General features: G+C 60.8%; 19 protein-coding genes. 13 read left to right on the top strand and 6 right to left on the bottom strand.

Annotated features, from left to right (window positions below; genetic code table 11):
• The first annotated feature begins 3 nt into the window (after window positions 1–3).
• The 9 genes from bioF to JTY93_RS24845 all read left to right on the top strand — a co-directional run bounded on the left by bioF (window position 4) and on the right by JTY93_RS24845 (window position 11,259).
• Window positions 4–1,185, top strand: coding sequence for an 8-amino-7-oxononanoate synthase (gene bioF, locus JTY93_RS24885; protein WP_205479888.1), 1,182 nt, complete (start codon window positions 4–6; stop codon window positions 1,183–1,185).
• Complete coding sequence (locus JTY93_RS24880) at window positions 1,178–1,909, top strand: alpha/beta fold hydrolase (protein WP_205479890.1); 732 nt, start codon at window positions 1,178–1,180, stop codon at window positions 1,907–1,909. Before bioF ends, JTY93_RS24880 begins: the two co-directional genes overlap by 8 nt.
• Window positions 1,902–2,714, top strand: a complete 813-nt coding sequence (bioC, locus tag JTY93_RS24875) for a malonyl-ACP O-methyltransferase BioC (RefSeq protein WP_205479892.1) — start codon at window positions 1,902–1,904, stop codon at window positions 2,712–2,714. The genes JTY93_RS24880 and bioC overlap by 8 nt, the downstream gene beginning before the upstream one ends.
• Window positions 2,711–3,391 carry a dethiobiotin synthase gene (bioD, locus tag JTY93_RS24870; protein ID WP_169998000.1) on the top strand — a complete coding sequence of 227 codons (681 nt, stop codon included), beginning with the start codon at window positions 2,711–2,713 and terminating at the stop codon, window positions 3,389–3,391. The genes bioC and bioD overlap by 4 nt, the downstream gene beginning before the upstream one ends.
• Before the next feature lie 107 nt (window positions 3,392–3,498).
• On the top strand, window positions 3,499–3,780 hold the full coding sequence (locus JTY93_RS24865; RefSeq protein ID WP_169997998.1) for a pyrroloquinoline quinone biosynthesis protein PqqE: 282 nt from the start codon (window positions 3,499–3,501) through the stop codon (window positions 3,778–3,780).
• Between the two features lie 386 nt (window positions 3,781–4,166).
• Complete coding sequence (locus tag JTY93_RS24860; protein ID WP_169997996.1) at window positions 4,167–5,972, top strand: phenylacyl-CoA dehydrogenase; 1,806 nt, start codon at window positions 4,167–4,169, stop codon at window positions 5,970–5,972.
• Window positions 5,973–6,178: 206 nt separating this feature from the next.
• The gene (locus JTY93_RS24855; protein ID WP_205476270.1) at window positions 6,179–7,471 is read left to right on the top strand and encodes a GGDEF domain-containing protein; all 1,293 of its coding nucleotides are present in this window, start codon (window positions 6,179–6,181) and stop codon (window positions 7,469–7,471) included.
• A gap of 90 nt (window positions 7,472–7,561) precedes the next feature.
• Window positions 7,562–9,346 (top strand): acyl-CoA dehydrogenase C-terminal domain-containing protein, encoded by a 1,785-nt coding sequence (locus tag JTY93_RS24850; RefSeq protein ID WP_205476271.1) that lies wholly within the window; start codon window positions 7,562–7,564, stop codon window positions 9,344–9,346.
• A gap of 134 nt (window positions 9,347–9,480) precedes the next feature.
• Window positions 9,481–11,259 (top strand): acyl-CoA dehydrogenase C-terminal domain-containing protein, encoded by a 1,779-nt coding sequence (locus JTY93_RS24845; RefSeq protein WP_205476272.1) that lies wholly within the window; start codon window positions 9,481–9,483, stop codon window positions 11,257–11,259.
• Between the two features lie 227 nt (window positions 11,260–11,486).
• Here the strand turns inward: JTY93_RS24845 and JTY93_RS24840 are convergent, their stop codons facing one another.
• Window positions 11,487–12,407 (bottom strand): LysR family transcriptional regulator, encoded by a 921-nt coding sequence (locus tag JTY93_RS24840; protein ID WP_169997988.1) that lies wholly within the window; start codon window positions 12,405–12,407, stop codon window positions 11,487–11,489.
• Window positions 12,408–12,613: 206 nt separating this feature from the next.
• On the opposite strand from JTY93_RS24840, the gene JTY93_RS24835 reads away from it, so the two are divergent.
• From JTY93_RS24835 to JTY93_RS24820, 4 genes are all read left to right on the top strand, one after another.
• Window positions 12,614–13,885, top strand: coding sequence for an aspartate aminotransferase family protein (locus JTY93_RS24835; RefSeq protein WP_205476273.1), 1,272 nt, complete (start codon window positions 12,614–12,616; stop codon window positions 13,883–13,885).
• A gap of 235 nt (window positions 13,886–14,120) precedes the next feature.
• Window positions 14,121–14,486 (top strand): type II toxin-antitoxin system RelE/ParE family toxin, encoded by a 366-nt coding sequence (locus tag JTY93_RS24830; protein WP_205476274.1) that lies wholly within the window; start codon window positions 14,121–14,123, stop codon window positions 14,484–14,486.
• The gene (locus JTY93_RS24825; protein ID WP_029296888.1) at window positions 14,470–14,790 is read left to right on the top strand and encodes a helix-turn-helix domain-containing protein; all 321 of its coding nucleotides are present in this window, start codon (window positions 14,470–14,472) and stop codon (window positions 14,788–14,790) included. The genes JTY93_RS24830 and JTY93_RS24825 overlap by 17 nt, the downstream gene beginning before the upstream one ends.
• 97 nt (window positions 14,791–14,887) lie before the next feature.
• Complete coding sequence (locus JTY93_RS24820; protein ID WP_007904205.1) at window positions 14,888–15,046, top strand: YqaE/Pmp3 family membrane protein; 159 nt, start codon at window positions 14,888–14,890, stop codon at window positions 15,044–15,046.
• 4 nt (window positions 15,047–15,050) lie between these two features.
• On the opposite strand, the gene pqqE is transcribed toward JTY93_RS24820, so the two are convergent.
• The 5 genes from pqqE to pqqA all read right to left on the bottom strand — a co-directional run bounded on the left by pqqE (window position 15,051) and on the right by pqqA (window position 18,270).
• The gene (pqqE, locus tag JTY93_RS24815) at window positions 15,051–16,181 is read right to left on the bottom strand and encodes a pyrroloquinoline quinone biosynthesis protein PqqE (protein ID WP_240344224.1); all 1,131 of its coding nucleotides are present in this window, start codon (window positions 16,179–16,181) and stop codon (window positions 15,051–15,053) included.
• The gene (gene pqqD / locus JTY93_RS24810; protein WP_205476276.1) at window positions 16,174–16,449 is read right to left on the bottom strand and encodes a pyrroloquinoline quinone biosynthesis peptide chaperone PqqD; all 276 of its coding nucleotides are present in this window, start codon (window positions 16,447–16,449) and stop codon (window positions 16,174–16,176) included. Before pqqD ends, pqqE begins: the two co-directional genes overlap by 8 nt.
• Window positions 16,446–17,198: a pyrroloquinoline-quinone synthase PqqC gene (pqqC, locus tag JTY93_RS24805; RefSeq protein ID WP_205476277.1), complete on the bottom strand. Its 753-nt coding sequence runs from the start codon at window positions 17,196–17,198 to the stop codon at window positions 16,446–16,448. Before pqqC ends, pqqD begins: the two co-directional genes overlap by 4 nt.
• 10 nt (window positions 17,199–17,208) lie before the next feature.
• Complete coding sequence (gene pqqB, locus JTY93_RS24800) at window positions 17,209–18,120, bottom strand: pyrroloquinoline quinone biosynthesis protein PqqB (protein ID WP_205476278.1); 912 nt, start codon at window positions 18,118–18,120, stop codon at window positions 17,209–17,211.
• A 75-nt stretch (window positions 18,121–18,195) separates the two neighbouring features.
• Window positions 18,196–18,270, bottom strand: coding sequence for a pyrroloquinoline quinone precursor peptide PqqA (gene pqqA / locus JTY93_RS24795; RefSeq protein WP_003194766.1), 75 nt, complete (start codon window positions 18,268–18,270; stop codon window positions 18,196–18,198).
• Window positions 18,271–18,327: the final 57 nt, after the last annotated feature.

Here is an 18,327-nt window from a genome sequence, read left to right as displayed (position 1 = left end):
AGCATGTCATTCGATCTCGCCGCGCGCCTCGCTGCCCGCCGTACAGAACATCTCTATCGCCAACGCCCGCTGCTGCAAAGTCCCCAGGGTCCGCAGGTGGTGGTGGACGGCCAACCGCTATTGGCCTTTTGCAATAACGACTACCTGGGCCTGGCCAATCATCCGCAAGTCATCGAGGCCTGGCAGGCCGGGGCTGCCCGCTGGGGCGTGGGTGGAGGCGCCTCGCACCTGGTCGTCGGCCACAGTACGCCACACCATGAATTGGAGGAGGCGCTGGCCGAGTTCACCGGGCGCCCGCGTGCGCTGCTGTTTACCACCGGTTATATGGCCAACCTCGGTGCCGTCACCGCACTGGTCGGGCAGGGCGATACGGTACTCGAAGACCGGCTCAACCATGCCTCGCTGCTGGATGCGGGCTTGCTGTCTGGTGCGCGTTTCAATCGCTATCTGCACAACGATGCGGTCAGCCTGGCCAAGCGCCTGGAAAGAGCTTGCGGCAATACCCTGGTAGTCACCGACGGCGTGTTCAGCATGGACGGCAACCTCGCCGACCTGCCGGCCCTGGCTCGCGAAACCCGGGCCAAGGGCGCCTGGCTGATGGTGGATGATGCCCATGGCTTCGGGCCGCTGGGCGCCACGGGCGGCGGGATCGTCGAGCATTTCGGCCTGGGCCAGGAGGATGTGCCGGTGTTGGTCGGCACCCTGGGCAAGGCCTTCGGTACCGCCGGGGCGTTTGTTGCTGGCAGCGAGGAACTGATCGAAAGCCTGATCCAATTCGCCCGCCCGTATATCTACACCACCAGCCAACCGCCGGCGCTGGCCTGCGCCACATTGAAGAGCCTGGAGCTGCTGCGCAGTGAGCATTGGCGGCGTGAGCATTTGCACATGCTGATCCGTCAGTTCCGCCGGGGAGCCGAGCAGATCGGTCTAGAGCTAATGGACAGCTTCACACCGATCCAGCCGATCATGATTGGCGACAGCGCTCGGGCGGTGCGCCTGTCACAGATGCTGCGCGAGCGCGGGATTATGGTCACGGCCATCCGTCCACCCACTGTGCCCGTCGGCAGCGCCCGTTTGCGCGTGACATTGACGGCGGCCCACAGCGAGGCGCAGGTGCAGCTATTGTTAAGCGCATTGGAGGAGTGTTTCCGCTTGCTAGGCGCCCTGGAGCTCGACCATGCGTGATCGACTGATATTGCTGCCCGGCTGGGGGCTCGGCGTATCGCCGCTGGAGCCTTTGGCCGCCGCATTGCAGGGGCTGGACGAACACCTGCACGTACACATCGAGCCTTTGCCGGCGCTGGAGGCCAGTGACCTCGGCGAATGGCTGGATGAACTCGACGCCACATTGCCGGATAACGCCTGGCTTGGCGGCTGGTCCCTCGGCGGCATGCTGGCCTCTGAATTGGCGGCGCGACGTGGCGAACGGTGCTGCGGGTTGCTGACCCTGGCGAGCAATCCGTGTTTTGTCGCCCACGATGGTTGGCCTAGCGCTATGCCTGCGCAGACCTTCGATGCCTTCCTCGCCGGCTGCCACGCCGATTCCCAGGTCACCCTAAAGCGCTTCGGCCTGTTGTGTGGCAAAGGTGCCGAAGACCCTCGCGGGCTGGCGCGTTTGTTGGTCAGCGGCGCGCCGCACACGCCGTCCGGCGCGTTGATGAGCGGTCTTGAACTGCTTGCGCAACTGGATACCCGCGAGGCCTTGCAGGCTTTTCGCGGCCCGCAGTTGCATCTGTTCGCCGGTCTCGATGAGTTGGTGCCCTGTGAAGCCGCCACTGAACTGCTGAAGTTATTGCCCGATGTTGAGGTCGGTCTGATTGAACAGGCCGGGCACGCTTTCCTACTGGACAACCCCCACGGAGTGGCGGGGGCGATCCAGGCTTTTTTGCATGAGTGCGGCGATGACTGACTTGTCCCATCCTCCATTGCCGGGCGCCTTGCCCGACAAACGCCAGGTCGCGGCATCGTTTTCCAAGGCGGCGGCCAGTTACGACAGTGTCGCCGCGTTGCAGCGTGACGTGGGCGGCGAGTTGCTCGGGCGCTTGCCATCGGCGTTGATGCCCCGGCGCTGGCTGGATCTGGGCTGCGGTACCGGATTTTTCAGCCGCCAATTGAATAGAACGTTCCCGCAGGGCCAAGGCCTGGCGCTGGATATCGCCGAAGGTATGCTCAGCCACGCGCAGCCCTTGGGCGGTGCCGAGCACTTTATCGCCGGGGATGCCGAGCGTTTACCGTTGCAGGACGGTAGTTGCGAGTTGATCTTCTCCAGCCTGGCGGTGCAGTGGTGTGCTGACTTCACGGCGGTGCTCAGTGAGGCCCAGCGGGTGTTGCAGCCCGGTGGCGTGCTGGCGTTTGCCAGCCTGTGCGTCGGCACCCTGGATGAGTTGCGCGACAGTTGGCGGGCGGCCGACGCCATGGTTCACGTCAACCGTTTTCGCCCGTTCAGCACGTACCAACAGCAGTGCGCTGCCAGTGGCTTGCGCGTGGTGAGCCTGGAGCAGCGCCCCCACGTGCTGCATTATCCGGATGTACGCAGCCTGACCCACGAATTGAAAGCATTGGGGGCCCACAATATCAACCCGGGGCGCCCAGGTGGCTTGACAGGCCGCGCGCGGATTGTTGCATTGGTGCAGGCCTACGAGCAGTTGCGCCAAGTCCAGGGCCTGCCAGCAACCTATCAAGTCGTGTACGCCGTATTGGAGAAACCCTTATGAGCGCTGCCTATTTCATCACGGGCACCGACACCGATGTCGGCAAGACCACCGTCGCCGCGGGCCTGTTGCACGCGGCTCGACAGGCAGGCAAGAGCACCGCTGCCGGCAAACCGGTGGCCTCGGGCTGCGAAGTGACCCCACGGGGCTTGCGCAACGCCGATGCCCTGGCCTTGCTGGCGGAGTGCTCGTTGCCGCTGGCCTATGCTGAAGTCAATCCGCTGGCCTTTGAGCCCGCCATCGCGCCACACCTGGCGGCCCGCGAAGCCGGTGTGGCGCTGACCGTGCAAGCCCTGCTCAAGCCGATGCAGCACATCCTCGACAAACAAGCGGACTTCACCCTGATCGAAGGCGCTGGTGGCTGGCGCGTGCCGCTGGCCGATCAGGACAACCTGTCGGATCTGGCCAAGGCCTTGCAGTTACCGGTGATCCTGGTGGTGGGTGTGCGCCTGGGGTGTATCAATCATGCGCTGCTCAGCGCCGAAGCCATCGCCCGGGACGGTTTGCCGCTGGTGGGATGGGTGGCCAATATCATCGACCCCAAGACCTCCCGTCTGGAAGAAAACCTTGCCACCTTGGCCGAACGCCTGCCGGCACCGTGCCTGGGCCGCGTGCCACGGCTCAAGCAGCCCACGGCCGAAGCGGTGGCCGAGTACCTGCAGTTGGACTTGCTCGATTAGTTTTTCCTAGGGATAGGGCATTATGCCATTAGTGTTATTGACGGGCCTTTTGCCAGATTGTCTGCTTCAATAAGGATTCACGATTTATTGCAAGGCAGGTTTACGCCATGGAAATCTCTGGAAGCAGTGCGTTTTATTCAGGCCTGAGCACTATTCAGGCCGGTCAGAACCGCGTCGACCAGGCCGCCGGCAAAATCGCCAGTGCTGCCACCAGCCAGCCTTCGGACGCCCAGAATGACCGCTTGCAGGCAGTCAACCGCGGCCAGCCGACCGACTCGGCGAGCAATATGCTGGAACTGGCCGAAGGCAAGTTCCAGGTGGAGCTGGGCGCGAAAGTCGCCAAGGCTTCCGACGAAATGCTCGGCACGTTGATCGACACCTACGCCTGATCGACGGGCTCATTGTGGCGAGGGGGCTCGTCCCCCGTTGGGCTGCGAAGCGGCCCCAAAACCTGCCACCTCGGTGTATCTGATAAGTCTCGGTGTGTCTTATTGGGGCTGCTTCGCAGCCCAGCGGGGGACGAGCCCCCTCGCCACGACAAGCCTCTTGCTACCCCCGACTTCATCAACACACCTATCTCCCAATCTTTGACATGCCATGCGGCATCACGCTGCAGGCCTTGTCGTGCGTGACGTTGACCTGCGTCATGACAAACGGCATCTGCGGGGCGCTTGACAAGGATAGGGCGTAAACGTATGTTTCAAACAACTGTTTGACCGCTACAACAAATCCACGCGGTTGTTCATTCCAGATACATCAGCAGAGGTTTATCGCTATGCCTGACTACAAGGCCCCCTTGCGTGATATTCGCTTCGTTCGTGACGAACTGCTCGGCTACGAAGCGCACTATCAGAGCCTGCCGGCTTGCCAGGACGCTACTCCAGACATGGTTGACGCCATTCTCGAAGAAGGCGCCAAGTTTTGTGAGCAAGTGCTGGCCCCGTTGAACCGCGTCGGTGACATCGAAGGGTGCACCTGGAGCGAGTCAGGCGTTAAAACCCCTACTGGTTTCAAAGAAGCCTACAAACAATTCGTCGAAGGCGGCTGGCCGAGCCTGGCCCACGACGTGGCGCACGGCGGCCAAGGCCTGCCGGAATCCCTGGGCCTGGCCGTCAGCGAGATGGTCGGTGAAGCCAACTGGTCGTGGGGCATGTACCCAGGCCTGTCCCATGGCGCGATGAACACCATTTCCGAGCACGGTACCCCTGAGCAGCAGGACGCCTACCTGACCAAACTGGTCTCGGGCGAGTGGACCGGCACCATGTGCCTCACTGAGCCACACTGCGGCACCGACCTGGGCATGCTGCGTACCAAGGCCGAACCTCAGGCCGACGGTTCCTACAAAGTCTCCGGGACCAAGATCTTCATCTCGGCCGGTGAACACGACATGGCCGACAACATCGTCCACATCGTACTGGCCCGCCTGCCGGATGCTCCGGCTGGCACCAAAGGCATTTCGCTGTTTATCGTGCCTAAGTTCCTGCCCAACGCCGATGGTTCGGTGGGTGAGCGCAACGCGGTGTCCTGTGGCTCCCTGGAACACAAGATGGGTATCCACGGCAACGCCACCTGCGTGATGAACTTCGACGCGGCCACCGGTTACCTGATCGGCCCGGCGAACAAAGGCCTGAACTGCATGTTCACCTTTATGAACACCGCTCGCCTGGGCACTGCGCTGCAAGGTCTGTCCCACGCCGAGATCGGTTTCCAGGGTGGCTTGAAATATGCGCGTGACCGTCTGCAAATGCGTTCCCTGACTGGCCCGAAAGCGCCGGACAAGGCCGCTGACCCGATCATCGTGCACCCCGATGTACGCCGTATGCTGCTGACCATGAAAGCCTTCGCCGAAGGCAACCGTGCGATGGTGTACTTCACCGCCAAGCAAGTGGACATCGTTAAGTACGGCACCGACGACGAAGCCAAGAAACAGGCTGACGCGCTGCTGGCCTTCATGACCCCAATCGCCAAGGCGTTCATGACCGAAGTCGGTTTTGAATCTGCTAACCATGGCGTACAGATCTACGGCGGCCACGGCTTCATCGCCGAGTGGGGCATGGAGCAGAACGTTCGCGACAGCCGCATCTCGATGTTGTACGAAGGCACCACCGGCATCCAGGCCCTGGACCTGCTCGGTCGTAAAGTGCTGATGACTCAAGGCGAAGCGCTCAAGGGCTTCACCAAGATCGTGCACAAGTTCTGCCAGGCCAACGAAGGCAACGCAGCGGTCAGCGAGTTCGTCGCGCCGTTGGCTGCACTGAACAAGGAATGGGGCGAGTTGACCATGAAGGTCGGCATGGCTGCCATGAAGGACCGTGAAGAAGTCGGTGCCGCCTCCGTGGACTACCTGATGTACTCCGGTTATGCCTGCCTGGCTTACTTCTGGGCCGACATGGCGCGCCTGGCTGCCGAAAAACTGGCTGCCGGCACCAGCGAAGAAGGCTTCTACACTGCCAAGCTGCAGACTGCGCGCTTCTACTTCCAGCGCATCCTGCCGCGTACCCGTACCCACGTAGCGACCATGCTGTCGGGTGCCAACAACCTGATGGACATGAAAGAAGAGAACTTCGACCTGGGCTACTAAGCCCCGGCGGGTTCACTACAAGGCCGCCGCTCTTTCGGGAGCGGCGGCTTTTTTGTGGGCGGGTGAAAAAACCTGAGTGGCGCGCTCAGGGATTGCCCGTTGCTGCCGTTACAGTGATGGCAATGTGATACAGGTCACATTGAGTGTGCTTAACTGTGAACAGTGAAGGCACTGTGCCATCTATTTTGTGGGTCGGAGCTTTACCCTTGTCGCGCGCGTCTGCTGTACGTTTCAGTCATTTCCTACCGTCGTTGCTGTTATTGCTGGCGGGGTTGTCGGCTGCTTACGTCAAGGACCTCAACGTCTTCTTCACCTCGCTGTTCAATGTGCTGCCAACCCTGGTGTTGCTGCTGGGCGGCGCTTATTGCGCGGTGTACCGCCGCCAGCGTGAGCTGTTCCTGATGGTCACGGTGTACGTCGCTTACTTTCTTCTGGATACCCAGACCGATTTCTATCGCGACCATGGCCGCGTGCGCGAAGACGCCGCCGTGGTGTTCCATCTGGTGTGCCTGCTCTTGCCGATGCTGTTCAGCATCTATGCCCTTTGGCAGGAAAAAACTCACCTGTTCCGCGACTTTGTCGCACGCTGTGCGGTGCTGCTTGCCGTAGGCAGCGTTGCGTTGGGCCTGGAGCAAAGTTACCCGGGACCGTTGCTCAACTGGTTGGCAGAGATTCGCTGGCCGGCGTTGCATGGCGCGTGGATGAGCTTGATCCAGCTGTCGTACCCGATGTTCCTGTTGGGCTTTGTCGCCCTGGCAGCCCAGTACTGGCGTGAGCCGCGGCCGTTGCATGCCGCGCAGTTGGTGGGGTTGCTGGGGATGTTCTGGATGTTGCCGCAGACCTTTATCCTGCCGTTCACCCTGAACATCATGTGCAGCCAGGTGATGTTGATGATCGCCGCGGGTGTGTCCCATGAGGCCTATCAAATGGCCTTTCGCGATGAGCTCACCGGCCTGCCGGGGCGTCGCGCCCTCAACGAGCGCATGCAGCGCCTGGGGCGCAACTATGTGCTGGCGATGAGCGACGTCGACCACTTCAAGCGCTTCAACGACACCCATGGTCACGATGTCGGCGACCAGGTGCTGCGGCTGGTGGCCAGCAAACTGTCGAAAGTCAGCGGCGGTGGCCGGGCCTATCGGTATGGCGGCGAAGAGTTTGCCGTGGTATTTGCCGGCAAGACCCTGGATGAATGCCTGCCGCACCTGGAAGAAATCCGCGAGATCATTGCCAATTACCACATCAAGTTGCGTAACCCGGACAGCCGCCCCCAGGACGATTATCAAGGGCGCCAGCGCCGTTCGGGTTCGGGGGCGTCCAGCGTGTCGGTGACCGTGAGCATCGGCGTCGCCGAGCGCCAGGTCGAGCAGCGCACCCCGGAAGAAGTGCTCAAGTCTGCTGACCAGGCGCTTTACAACGCCAAGGGGGCCGGGCGTAACTGCGTGGTGGCAGCCGGCCAGAACCGCCGTGGTGCGGTGCGCATGCAGGGCGCTGCCGGTTGAGTGATGGTGGTGTATTCAGCGGCTGTACAGTGATTGTCCGGGACCACCGGCGGCAGTAGGTTGAAGCCATCTGCCGCCGGAGACATCACCATGCCTGCCTATAAAGCTCCCCTGCGCGACATGCGCTTTCTGATCGATCACGTGTTTGATTTCCCTGCTCACTACGCGGCCCTGGGCGCCACCGAGGCCAGCCCGGACATGGTCAGCGCGATCCTTGAAGAAGGCGCCAGGTTCTGCGAAAACGTGCTTGCACCGTTGAATCGCCCGGGTGATGAAGAGGGCTGCCATTTCGACAATGGCGTGGTGACCACACCTAAAGGCTTCAAGGAAGCCTTCGCGCAATACGTCGAAGGCGGCTGGCACGGCCTGGCGGCGGATCCGGCCTACGGCGGTCAAGGCCTACCATCGTCCCTGGGCTTGGTGCTCAGCGAGATGATTGGCTCCAGCAACACCTCCTGGGGCATGTACCCCGGCCTGACCCACGGCGCCATGTCAGCGATCCACGCCCACGGCACCCAAGCGCAGAAAGACACTTACCTGACCAAGCTCACTGCCGGCCAGTGGACGGGCACCATGTGCCTGACCGAAGCCCATTGCGGCACGGACCTTGGCATCATCAAGACCCGCGCCGTGCCCCAGGCCAACGGCAGCTACGCGGTGACCGGCAGCAAGATCTTCATCTCCGCCGGTGAGCACGATATGAGCGACAACATCATCCACCTGGTGTTGGCCAAGTTGCCGGACGCGCCTGCTGGCACTAAGGGTATTTCGCTGTTTATCGTGCCCAAGTTCCTCGCCGGTTCCGGCGCACGCAATGGGGTCAGTTGCGGTTCCATCGAGCACAAGATGGGGATCAAGGCCTCGGCCACCTGCGTGCTGAACTTCGATGGTGCCGAGGGTTATCTGATCGGCGAGGCCAACAAGGGCCTGAACTGCATGTTCACCATGATGAACCATGCGCGCCTGGGCACGGGCATGCAGGGGTTGTGCCTGGGTGAGGCGAGCTTCCAGGGCGCGATCCAGTACGCCAATGACCGTTTGCAGATGCGCGCCCTGACCGGCGCCAAGGCCCCGGATAAACCGGCAGACCCGATCATCGTGCATCCCGATGTGCGGCGCATGTTGCTGACCATGAAAGCCTTCAACGAAGGTAACCGCGCCCTGACTTACTTCACCGCGCAACTGCTGGACACCGCGCACCAGAGCGATGACCCGCAGCAGCGCCAGCAGGCCGAAGACCTGTTGGCGTTCCTCACCCCGATCTGCAAAGCCTTTATGACCGAAACCGGGCTTGAGGTGACCAACCACGGTATGCAGGTGTTTGGTGGCCACGGTTTTATCCGCGAGTGGGGCATGGAACAGTTAGTGCGCGACTGCCGGATCGCGCCGATCTACGAAGGCACCAATGGGATCCAGGCCCTGGATTTGCTGGGGCGCAAGGTGTTGGGCAGCCAGGGCAAGTTGCTGCGCGGCTTCACCAAAATCGTGCATAAGTTTTGCGCGGCGAATGCCGAACACCCGCAACTCAAGACCCAGGTCGCGCAGCTCAATGAGCTGAACCAACAATGGGGCGAGTTGACGACCAAAGTCGGCATGGCCGCGATGAAAAATCCCGATGAAGTCGGCGCGGCGGCCCTGGATTACTTGATGTACAGCGGTTACATCATCCATGCCTACCTGTGGCTGCGCATGGCCCTGGTGGCCCAGGCGCAGTTGGATGCAGGCCAAGGCGATGCGGACTACGCCCGTGGCAAGTTGGCGACCTGCGAGTTTTACTTCAAGCGTCTGTTGCCGCGCACCAGTGCTCATCGGGCGGCGGTGGAGGCGGGCAGTGATTGCTTGATGAGCCTGCCTGCCGAACTGTTCGCCTTGTAGGAATCGGTGGTGTGACTGTGAAATACCAATTGGTCACAAGCAGACCCTATGTGTCACAAAAGTTGTTCGGTTACACTCCGGGTCTGTGAAACCGATCCTACCGAATCACTTTTAACGTTCTCACGAGGTTTGCCATGGCTGACTACAAAGCGCCGCTGCGCGATATGCGCTTCGTCCTCAACGAAGTATTCGAGGTTGCCAAGCTGTGGGCGCAATTGCCGGCCCTGGCCGAGACCGTGGATGCTGAAACCGTCGAGGCGATTCTTGAAGAAGCCGGCAAAGTAACCGCCAAGACCATCGCCCCGTTGAGCCGCAGCGGCGACGAGGAAGGTTGCCGCTGGGACAATGGCGTGGTCACCACTCCGGCCGGATTCCCCGCAGCCTACAAGACCTATGCCGAAGGCGGCTGGGTGGGCGTGGGTGGCGATCCTGCCTATGGTGGCATGGGCATGCCCAAGGCCGTGTCGGCCCAGGTTGAAGAAATGATCAACTCCTCGGGCCTGGCGTTTGGCCTGTACCCGATGCTGACGTCCGGCGCCTGCGTGTCGATCAACACCCACGCTAGCGACGAACTCAAAGCCACTTACCTGCCGAACATGTACGCGGGCGTGTGGGCCGGTTCCATGTGCCTGACCGAGCCCCATGCCGGTACCGATCTGGGGATTATTCGTACTAAGGCCGAGCCCCAGGCGGACGGTTCCTACAAGGTCAGCGGGACCAAGATCTTTATCACCGGTGGCGAGCACGACCTCACCGAAAACATCATCCACCTGGTGCTGGCCAAGTTGCCGGACGCTCCAGCGGGTCCCAAGGGCATCTCGCTGTTCCTGGTGCCCAAGTTCATGGTCAATGCCGATGGCAGCCTGGGCGCACGCAATCCGGTGACCTGTGGTTCGATCGAACACAAGATGGGCATCCAGGCCTCCGCCACTTGTGTGATGAACTTCGACGACGCCGTTGGCTACCTGGTCGGCGAGCCGAACCGTGGCCTGGCGGCGATGTTCACCATGATGAACTACGAGCGCCTGGGCGTCGGCATCCAGGGCCTGGCGACCGGCGAGCGCTCTTACCAGAATGCTGTGGAATACGCCCGTGACCGCCTGCAAAGCCGTTCGCCGACTGGCCCCAAGGCCAAGGACAAGATCGCCGACCCGATCATCAACCACCCTGACGTGCGCCGCATGTTGCTGACCATGAAGGCGGCGAACGAAGGCGGCCGTGCGTTTTCCACTTATGTGGCGATGCAACTGGACACCGCCAAGTTCAGCGAAGACGCCGCGACCCGCAAGCGCGCGGATGACCTGGTGGCGCTGCTGACCCCGGTATCCAAGGCATTCCTCACCGACCTGGGCCTGGAAACTACCGTGCACGGCCAGCAGATCTTCGGCGGTCATGGCTACATTCGTGAGTGGGGCCAGGAGCAGTTGGTGCGTGATGTGCGCATCACCCAGATCTACGAAGGCACCAATGGCATCCAGGCGCTGGACTTGATGGGGCGCAAGATCGTTGGCAGCGGCGGGGCGTTCTACACCCTGTTTGCCGATGAGATCCGTCACTTCATCGCCACGGCCAGCAGCGACCTGTCTGAGTTCACCCAGCCCCTGAGCGCTGCGGTGGACGAACTCGACACCTTGACTGCCTGGGTGCTGGATCGTGCCAAGACCAACCCCAATGAAATCGGTGCGGCCTCGGTGGAGTATCTGCATGCCTTTGGCTACATGGCCTATGCCTATATGTGGGCCTTGATGGCCAAGGCTGCCTTGGGCAAAGAGAACGAGGAAGACTTCTACGCCAGCAAACTGGGGACGGCGCGCTTCTACTTCGCTCGCCTGCTGCCGCGTATTCACTCCCTGAGCGCCTCCGTGAAGGCCGGCAGTGAATCGCTGTTCTTGCTGGACGAAGCGCAGTTCTAATCGGTGGAGCACGTGTAAGCATTCTCTTACATGACGTACTGCTAATCGTCCTCTATCGCCAGATTGGATCCACAGCTAATCTACTTCACATGGACGTCGCGCAGGAAGCGCAAAGCAACAACAGGGACACGTAGGATTCTGCCAGGATGGCGGAGTGAAATGGATGTCAGGGAAACAGTCTGCAAAGCCCCGCTTCGGCGGGGTTTTCTTATTGCCCGCGAAAAAGTTCAGGCCAGCCCGTCTACCGTGGCCGTCGGCCCGTGGGGACCATTCATTACGTCTTCGAGCAAGGTGCGCAGCAATTCCAGCGTCGCTTGCTGACGTTGCACATCCCGACACACCAAACCCACTTTCAGCGGCACCCGTGGCTCACTCAAGGGCTTCCACAATAGCGCCTGGCTGCTGTGTTCATCCTGTGATCGACCGGGCAGTACCGTCGCCAGCCGGGTATGGGGCAGGCTGTCGAGAATCCCCACCATGGTGTTCAGTTCAGCCTGGACCTGTGGCCGGCGCCCCAGGTTCGCCAGTTGCGCCTGCCAGATTTGCCTGATCTGGAATTCTTCCCCCAGCAACAGCATGGGCAATTCCGCAGCTTGCTTGAGGGAAACCTTCTTGAATTCACGCAGAGGGTGGTCGGCTGGGATGACTACTTTCAGTTCATCTTCATACAGCAACACGCCGTGTAAGCCGGGTTGGCGGGCCGGCAGGTAACTGATGCCAATGTCCAGCGAGCCATTGAGCAGGCGACGTTCGATCTCCAGGCCCGTCAGCTCATAGATCTGCACCACCAGATGTGGCTGGGCCTTGCGTACCCGTTCCAGCATCTGCGGGACCAGGCTGGTATGCACGGTTTGCAGCACACCGATGGCCAGGGTCCGTAGCGCCTGGCCTTTGAAGTGGCGCAGCGCCTCGACGGCTTGCTGCATACCGTCGAGCAACGGCAAGGCGTGGTTGTACAAGGTGTGGGCAGCCAGGGTCGGCAACAGGCGTTTGCTGCTGCGTTCGAACAGGCTTACATCGAGGTGCTGCTCCAACTGGCGGATCTGCTGCGACAGCGCCGGCTGGGAGATCGACAAGCGCTCTGCGGCCCGGCCGACATGGCCTTCTTCGTACACCGCGACGAAATAACGCAGTTGCTTGAAATCCATAAGTAATGCTTATCGAAAAAGCTGGAAAATCGAAATGGCTGTACGCCCCCAAGGCGCCTAGTCTAGCGCCTATTCACAGGGCTTACAGGGCCAAGACGCGAGATGAATACCGTTTACAGCGATGCTGTTTACATAGGCAAGGCAAAAAACGATTTGCCGAACTCCCGCCAATCCAGGGTTGCCAACAACCTGCTGGGTGTGCAGGCATGAACCTTTTCAACCTGCGCCGCCCGGCACCGAGCCTGGATGATCTGTTACTGGACGCAAAAACTCCGATGCTGCGTGATGAGCTTTCCAGTCAATCCCTGATGCCCACAGTGGCCCGCCCTCCGCAGGTTTTCGTACGCGGCCAGGGTTCCTGGCTATGGGACAGCGAAGACCGTGTCTACCTCGACTTTGCCCAGGGCGGTGCGGCCAACAGCCTTGGCCACAGCCCTTCGATATTGGTGCGTGCATTGGCTGACCAGGCGCAATCCCTGATCAACCCTGGCATAGGGCTGCACAACCGCAGCCAACTGAACCTGGTGGACCGCCTGTGCCACAGCACCGGCAGCGACCAGGCCTACCTGCTCAACAGCGGTGCGGAAGCCTGCGAGGCAGCCATCAAGTTGGCGCGCAAGTGGGGCCAACTGCACCGTGGTGGCGCCTATCGCATTATTACCGCTGGCAACGCCAGTCACGGTCGCAGCCTGGCAACGCTGGCGGCCTCTGGCGACAATCGTTTCGAGCCACAACTGCCAGGCTTCTGCCACGTACCGTTCAATGACCTGCCCGCCCTGCATGCCGCGGTCGACGCACAAACCGTCGCGATCATGCTGGAACCGATCCAGGGCGAAGCCGGCGTCATCCCGGCCACCGAGCATTACCTCAAGGGTGTGGAGCGGCTGTGCCGGGAGTTGGGCATTCTGCTGATTCTTGATGAAGTACAGACTGGGATGGGCCGTTGCGGCACCTTGCTGGCCGAACAGCGCTACGGCGTGCGCGCCGATATCGTCGCCTTGGGCAAAGGCCTGGGTGGCGGAGTGCCATTGGCTGCGCTGCTGGCTCGCGGCAAAGCCTGCTGCTTTGAAATCGGTGAGTTGGAAGGCACCCATCACGGCAATGCCCTGATGGCGGCCGCTGGAGTTGCCGTGCTCGATAACGTGCTGGGGCATGGCTTTCTCGAACACGTACGTGATACCAGCCAATACCTGAGCGAAGGCCTGGCGCGGCTTGCCCACCGCTATGGCCAGGGCGAACTGCGGGGCCAGGGCCTGTTGTTGGGCCTGAGCTTGTCAGATGATTCGGCAGATGCGGTGGTAAAGGCGGCACTGTATGAGGGCCTTATCCTCAAAGCCCCCCAACCCGACTGCCTGCGTTTCACCCCGGCGCTGACGGTAAGCAAGAGCAATATTGACGAAATGCTACTGCGCCTGGCCCGTGCTTTTTCCCGTGTGCACACAGCCCAACTGCAATGCCGCAAGGGCATCGCTGTTTAACCCTTATTCCTGAACCGTCTCGCGGTATACGCAGCGCCTCCAGCCTGATTGTTTTGGCTGGGGGCGTTTTTTTGTGTGTAATTTCTGGATTGAAAAGGACGCTTGAGGCCCATCGAGAAAAATGGCTTTTTTGGCGGGCACCGGCAGGGAGTGCCGGTAGGGCGCAAAGATTTTTTGTAAGCCCTATTTCTAATCTATACCACCAGGTGGTATGTTCGTGGGGGAAGGGATGCCTATGAAGCTGCGACTGTTCAAAAGCCGGCATTTTGCTGATGCAGCCAGCAAGGCCTGGATCTGCGATTCGGAATTAAGAGAGGCATTTGGTGAGATGCTCAGGGGCCAGGCGGACAATCTGGGTGGTGGAGTCTGGAAGAAACGCCTCAATCACAACCGACATCGCTCCATCGTCCTGGCGAAGGGCAGGCATTACTGGGTTTATCAGTTTCTGTTCGCCAAGCAAGATCAAAGCAATATCAGCCACAAGGAATTGACTGGGTTTCGGGCGTTGGCAAAGGCCTATGAAGGCTTAAACGAAATACAGATCCAGCAGTTACTGGATCTCAGGGAGTTTGTGGAGATACATCATGACCAAAAAATATGAAAGCCAAGCGCTGGAGTCCATTCACCAATCGGCCAGCGCGCTGCATTCGATTGGCGCCATCAGCAAGACCACCCTTCGTGAATTCGATGAGCTGTGCATTGCGCCCGTACCGGCACAGATACCTGCCGACCAGATCAAACAACTGCGCGAGCGCAGTCATGTCAGCCAACCGGTGTTCGCTCGTTACTTGAACACCAGTGCGTCGACCATCAAGCAATGGGAGTCCGGCGAGAAGCAACCCAGCGGCATGGCGCTCAAGCTGCTGAGTATCGTGCAAAAGCACGGATTGGAGATCCTTGCCTGAGGAGGATGGCCCGGTGCCAGATTCCACTGAACCCTCACGCGCGGCCAGGGTCGATTAGCTGTACGGCTCACACGAGCCGATTATTCGGAGCTGACCCATGGATTTCATTCGTATCATCATCGCCATTCTGCTGCCGCCACTGGGTGTGTTCCTGCAAGTGGGTTTCGCCGGCGCGTTCTGGCTGAATATCCTGTTGACCCTGTGCGGCTACATCCCTGGCATCGTGCATGCGGTGTACATCATCGCCAAGCGTTGATCGGTCAGCCTTTGGCGATCAGCCTGGAGTTTCGCTCATTGCGAAAAGCCAGTTGCTCGATGGTCTGCGTGGCGTGCTCGGCTTCGAGCCGGGCGTTGAGGATGATGCCGTGATCGGCGGATTTGCTGCACACCGGGTCGGCGTTGCTGGCGTCACCCGTTAGCATGAACGCCTGGCAGCGGCAGCCGCCGAAGTCCTTTTCCTTCTCGTCGCACGAGCGGCACGGTTCGGGCATCCAGTCATAACCACGAAAGCGGTTGAAGCCAAACGAGTCGTACCAGATGTGCTGCATGCTGTGGTCGCGCACATTGGGAAACTGCACCGGCATCTGTCGGGCGCCGTGACAAGGTAGGGCAGTGCCGTCTGGTGTCACTGTCAGAAAGATACTGCCCCAGCCATTCATACAGGCCTTAGGGCGTTCCTCGTAGTAGTCCGGCGTGACAAAGATCAGCTTGCACGGATGCCTTTCGGCTTCCAGCTTGGCGCGGTATTCGTTGGTGATGCGCTCGGCACGGGTCAGTTGTTCCTGGGTCGGCAGCAGGCCAACACGGTTGAGCTGGGCCCAGCCATAGAACTGGCAGGTGGCGAGTTCGACAAAGTCTGCCTCCAGCGCAATGCACAGTTCGATGATGCGGTCGATCTTGTCGATATTGTGCCGATGGGTTACGAAGTTCAGCACCATCGGGTAGCCGTGGGCTTTGACCGCCCGGGCCATTTCCAGCTTTTGCGCGAAAGCCTTTTTGGAGCCGGCCAGCAGGTTGTTCACCTGCTCGTCGCTGGCCTGGAAGCTGATCTGGATATGGTCCAGGCCGGCTTTCTTGAAGTCGCTGATCTTCTGCTCGGTCAAGCCGATGCCGGAGGTGATCAGGTTGGTATAAAACCCCAGCTTGCGCGCCTCGGCGATCAGCTCGGCGAGATCCTGGCGCACCAGTGGCTCACCGCCGGAAAACCCCAGTTGTGCCGCGCCCATTTCCCGGGCCTCGCGAAACACTTTGATCCATTGCTCGGTACTCAACTCCTTGCCCTGCTCGGCGAAATCCAGCGGGTTGGAGCAGTACGGGCACTGCAGCGGGCAGCGATAGGTCAGCTCGGCGAGCAACCATAGCGGAAGGCCGATCTCGGGCTTTTCAGGCAAGTTCGATCCAGTGCTCTGCACGTGCCACCTCCATGAAATGCTCGATGTCTTCACCGAGTTCAGGCACGCCGGGGAATTGCTGCTCCAGCTCGCCAATGATGGCCGCCACACTGCGCTTGCCGTCGATCAAACCGCCAATCAACGCGGCGCTGTCGTTGAGCTTGATCATGCCTTCGGGGTATAGCAACACATGGCCCTTCTGCGCTGGCTCGTACTGGTAGCGGTAACCCTGGCGCCAGGTCGGCTTTTTGCTGCGGTCGAAACTCATAGGGTGATCCCTTTATGCCAGACCCGCTGCGCGGTCACGCTGTGATAAGGCGGGCGGTTCAGTTCGTAGGCCATGCTCATGGCATCGAGCATGCTCCAAAGAATGTCCAGTTTGAACTGGAGAATCTCCAGCATTCGCTCCTGGCCGGCGCGGGTGGTGTAGTGCGCAAGGGTGATCGCCAGCCCGTGCTCGACATCACGCCGGGCCTGGCCCAGGCGGGTACGGAAATACTCGTAGCCGGCAGGGTCGATCCATGGGTAATGCTGGGGCCAACTGTCGAGGCGCGATTGGTGGATCTGCGGAGCGAACAGCTCGGTCAGCGAACTGCTGGCGGCTTCCTGCCAACTGGCCCGGCGGGCGAAATTGACGTAGGCGTCCACGGCAAACCGCACACCGGGCAGCACCAGTTCCTGGGAACGCAACTGATCCGGATCCAGGCCCACCGCCTGGCCCAGGCGCAGCCAGGCTTCGATGCCGCCGTCTTCGCCGGGTGCGCCGTCATGGTCGAGCAGGCGCTGGATCCACTCGCGGCGGATTTCCCGGTCCGGGCAGTTGGCCAGGATCGCGGCGTCCTTCAGCGGGATGTTCACCTGATAGTAGAACCGGTTGGCGACCCAGCCCTGGATCTGCTCGCGGGTTGCCCGGCCGTCATACATCGCCACGTGGTACGGGTGATGGATATGGTAGAAGGCACCCTTGGCCCGCAAGGCCTGTTCAAATTCGACGGGGGTCAGCGGTGTATCGGTCATTGGGGCTCTCCTACAATTCAATGCTCATGCCGTCGTAGGCTACTTCTACATTGCGCCGCGCCAACTCGGCCCGTTCAGGCGAGTCTTCGTCGAGGATCGGGTTGGTGTTGTTGATATGGATAAGTACCTTGCGCTGCTTGGGCAATTGCTCCAGCACTTGCAGCATGCCGCCGGGGCCGTTCTGCGCCAAGTGGCCCATTTCGCGGCCGGTGCGGGTACCGACGCCACGGCGCTGCATTTCATCGTCATCCCACATCGTGCCGTCGACCAGCAAGCAGTCGCTCCCCGCCATGATTTCCAGCAGCTGCGCGTCGACTTTGCCCAGCCCGGGGGCGTAGAACAGTTTGCCGCCGGTGCGCAGGTCTTCGACGATCAAGCCGATATTGTCACCCGGGTGCGGGTCGAACCGATGGGGCGAGTAGGGCGGTGCGGCGCTGCGCAGGGGCAATGGGGTAAAGCGCAGGTTGGGGCAGGCAGGAATGGTGAAACTGGCGTCCAATTCGATACGGTTCCACGCCAGGCCGCCATTCCAGTGGGTCAACATGGTGAACAGCGGGAAGCCGGTGCTCAGGTCTTCATGGACCATGTCGGTGCACCACACCTGGTGCGGGCAGCCCTCGCGCAGGCTGAGCAGGCCGGTGGTGTGGTCGATCTGGCTGTCCATCAGGATGATTGCGCTGATACCGGTATCGCGTAGCGCGCGGCCAGGTTGCATCGGCGCAAAGCCCTGCAATTGGGCGCGGATATCCGGCGAGGCGTTGCACAGCACCCAGTTCACGCCATCGTCGGACAGGGCGATGGACGATTGGGTGCGCGCCTGGGCCCGCAGGCTGCCGTCGCGAAAGCCGGCGCAGTTCACACAGTTGCAGTTCCACTGCGGGAAACCGCCACCGGCCGCCGAACCTAGAATCTGGACGAACATCGCTGCTCCTTTACACAAGACTCAAAATAAAAACGCCCCGGCGAGCCGAGGCGTTGCATTGCAATACAAAAGCAATCAGCGGCTGGCGAAGTACATGGTGACTTCAAAACCAATACGCAGATCAGTGTAAGCAGGTTTGGACCAGGTCATATTCATACTCCTACGAAGGGATGGGACGTTTACTACCAAGTAATACATATAGTCCAC

Origin of the sequence: Pseudomonas hygromyciniae, from assembly GCF_016925675.1 — a bacterium.
Lineage (GTDB): Bacteria > Pseudomonadota > Gammaproteobacteria > Pseudomonadales > Pseudomonadaceae > Aquipseudomonas > Aquipseudomonas hygromyciniae.
This window is presented reverse-complemented; position numbering and strand designations above follow the sequence as displayed.

Excerpts from the sequence above, each read along its gene's own strand:
- bioF (WP_205479888.1), top strand. The coding sequence starts at position 4 with ATGTCATTCGATCTCGCCGCGCGCCTCGCTGCCCGCCGTACAGAACAT.
- JTY93_RS24880 (WP_205479890.1), top strand. The coding sequence starts at position 1,178 with ATGCGTGATCGACTGATATTGCTGCCCGGCTGGGGGCTCGGCGTATCG.
- bioC (WP_205479892.1), top strand. The coding sequence starts at position 1,902 with ATGACTGACTTGTCCCATCCTCCATTGCCGGGCGCCTTGCCCGACAAA.
- bioD (WP_169998000.1), top strand. The coding sequence starts at position 2,711 with ATGAGCGCTGCCTATTTCATCACGGGCACCGACACCGATGTCGGCAAG.
- JTY93_RS24865 (WP_169997998.1), top strand. The coding sequence starts at position 3,499 with ATGGAAATCTCTGGAAGCAGTGCGTTTTATTCAGGCCTGAGCACTATT.
- JTY93_RS24860 (WP_169997996.1), top strand. The coding sequence starts at position 4,167 with ATGCCTGACTACAAGGCCCCCTTGCGTGATATTCGCTTCGTTCGTGAC.
- JTY93_RS24850 (WP_205476271.1), top strand. The coding sequence starts at position 7,562 with ATGCCTGCCTATAAAGCTCCCCTGCGCGACATGCGCTTTCTGATCGAT.
- JTY93_RS24845 (WP_205476272.1), top strand. The coding sequence starts at position 9,481 with ATGGCTGACTACAAAGCGCCGCTGCGCGATATGCGCTTCGTCCTCAAC.
- JTY93_RS24840 (WP_169997988.1), bottom strand. The coding sequence starts at position 12,407 with ATGGATTTCAAGCAACTGCGTTATTTCGTCGCGGTGTACGAAGAAGGC.
- JTY93_RS24835 (WP_205476273.1), top strand. The coding sequence starts at position 12,614 with ATGAACCTTTTCAACCTGCGCCGCCCGGCACCGAGCCTGGATGATCTG.
- JTY93_RS24830 (WP_205476274.1), top strand. The coding sequence starts at position 14,121 with ATGAAGCTGCGACTGTTCAAAAGCCGGCATTTTGCTGATGCAGCCAGC.
- JTY93_RS24825 (WP_029296888.1), top strand. The coding sequence starts at position 14,470 with ATGACCAAAAAATATGAAAGCCAAGCGCTGGAGTCCATTCACCAATCG.
- JTY93_RS24820 (WP_007904205.1), top strand. The coding sequence starts at position 14,888 with ATGGATTTCATTCGTATCATCATCGCCATTCTGCTGCCGCCACTGGGT.
- pqqD (WP_205476276.1), bottom strand. The coding sequence starts at position 16,449 with ATGAGTTTCGACCGCAGCAAAAAGCCGACCTGGCGCCAGGGTTACCGC.
- pqqC (WP_205476277.1), bottom strand. The coding sequence starts at position 17,198 with ATGACCGATACACCGCTGACCCCCGTCGAATTTGAACAGGCCTTGCGG.
- pqqB (WP_205476278.1), bottom strand. The coding sequence starts at position 18,120 with ATGTTCGTCCAGATTCTAGGTTCGGCGGCCGGTGGCGGTTTCCCGCAG.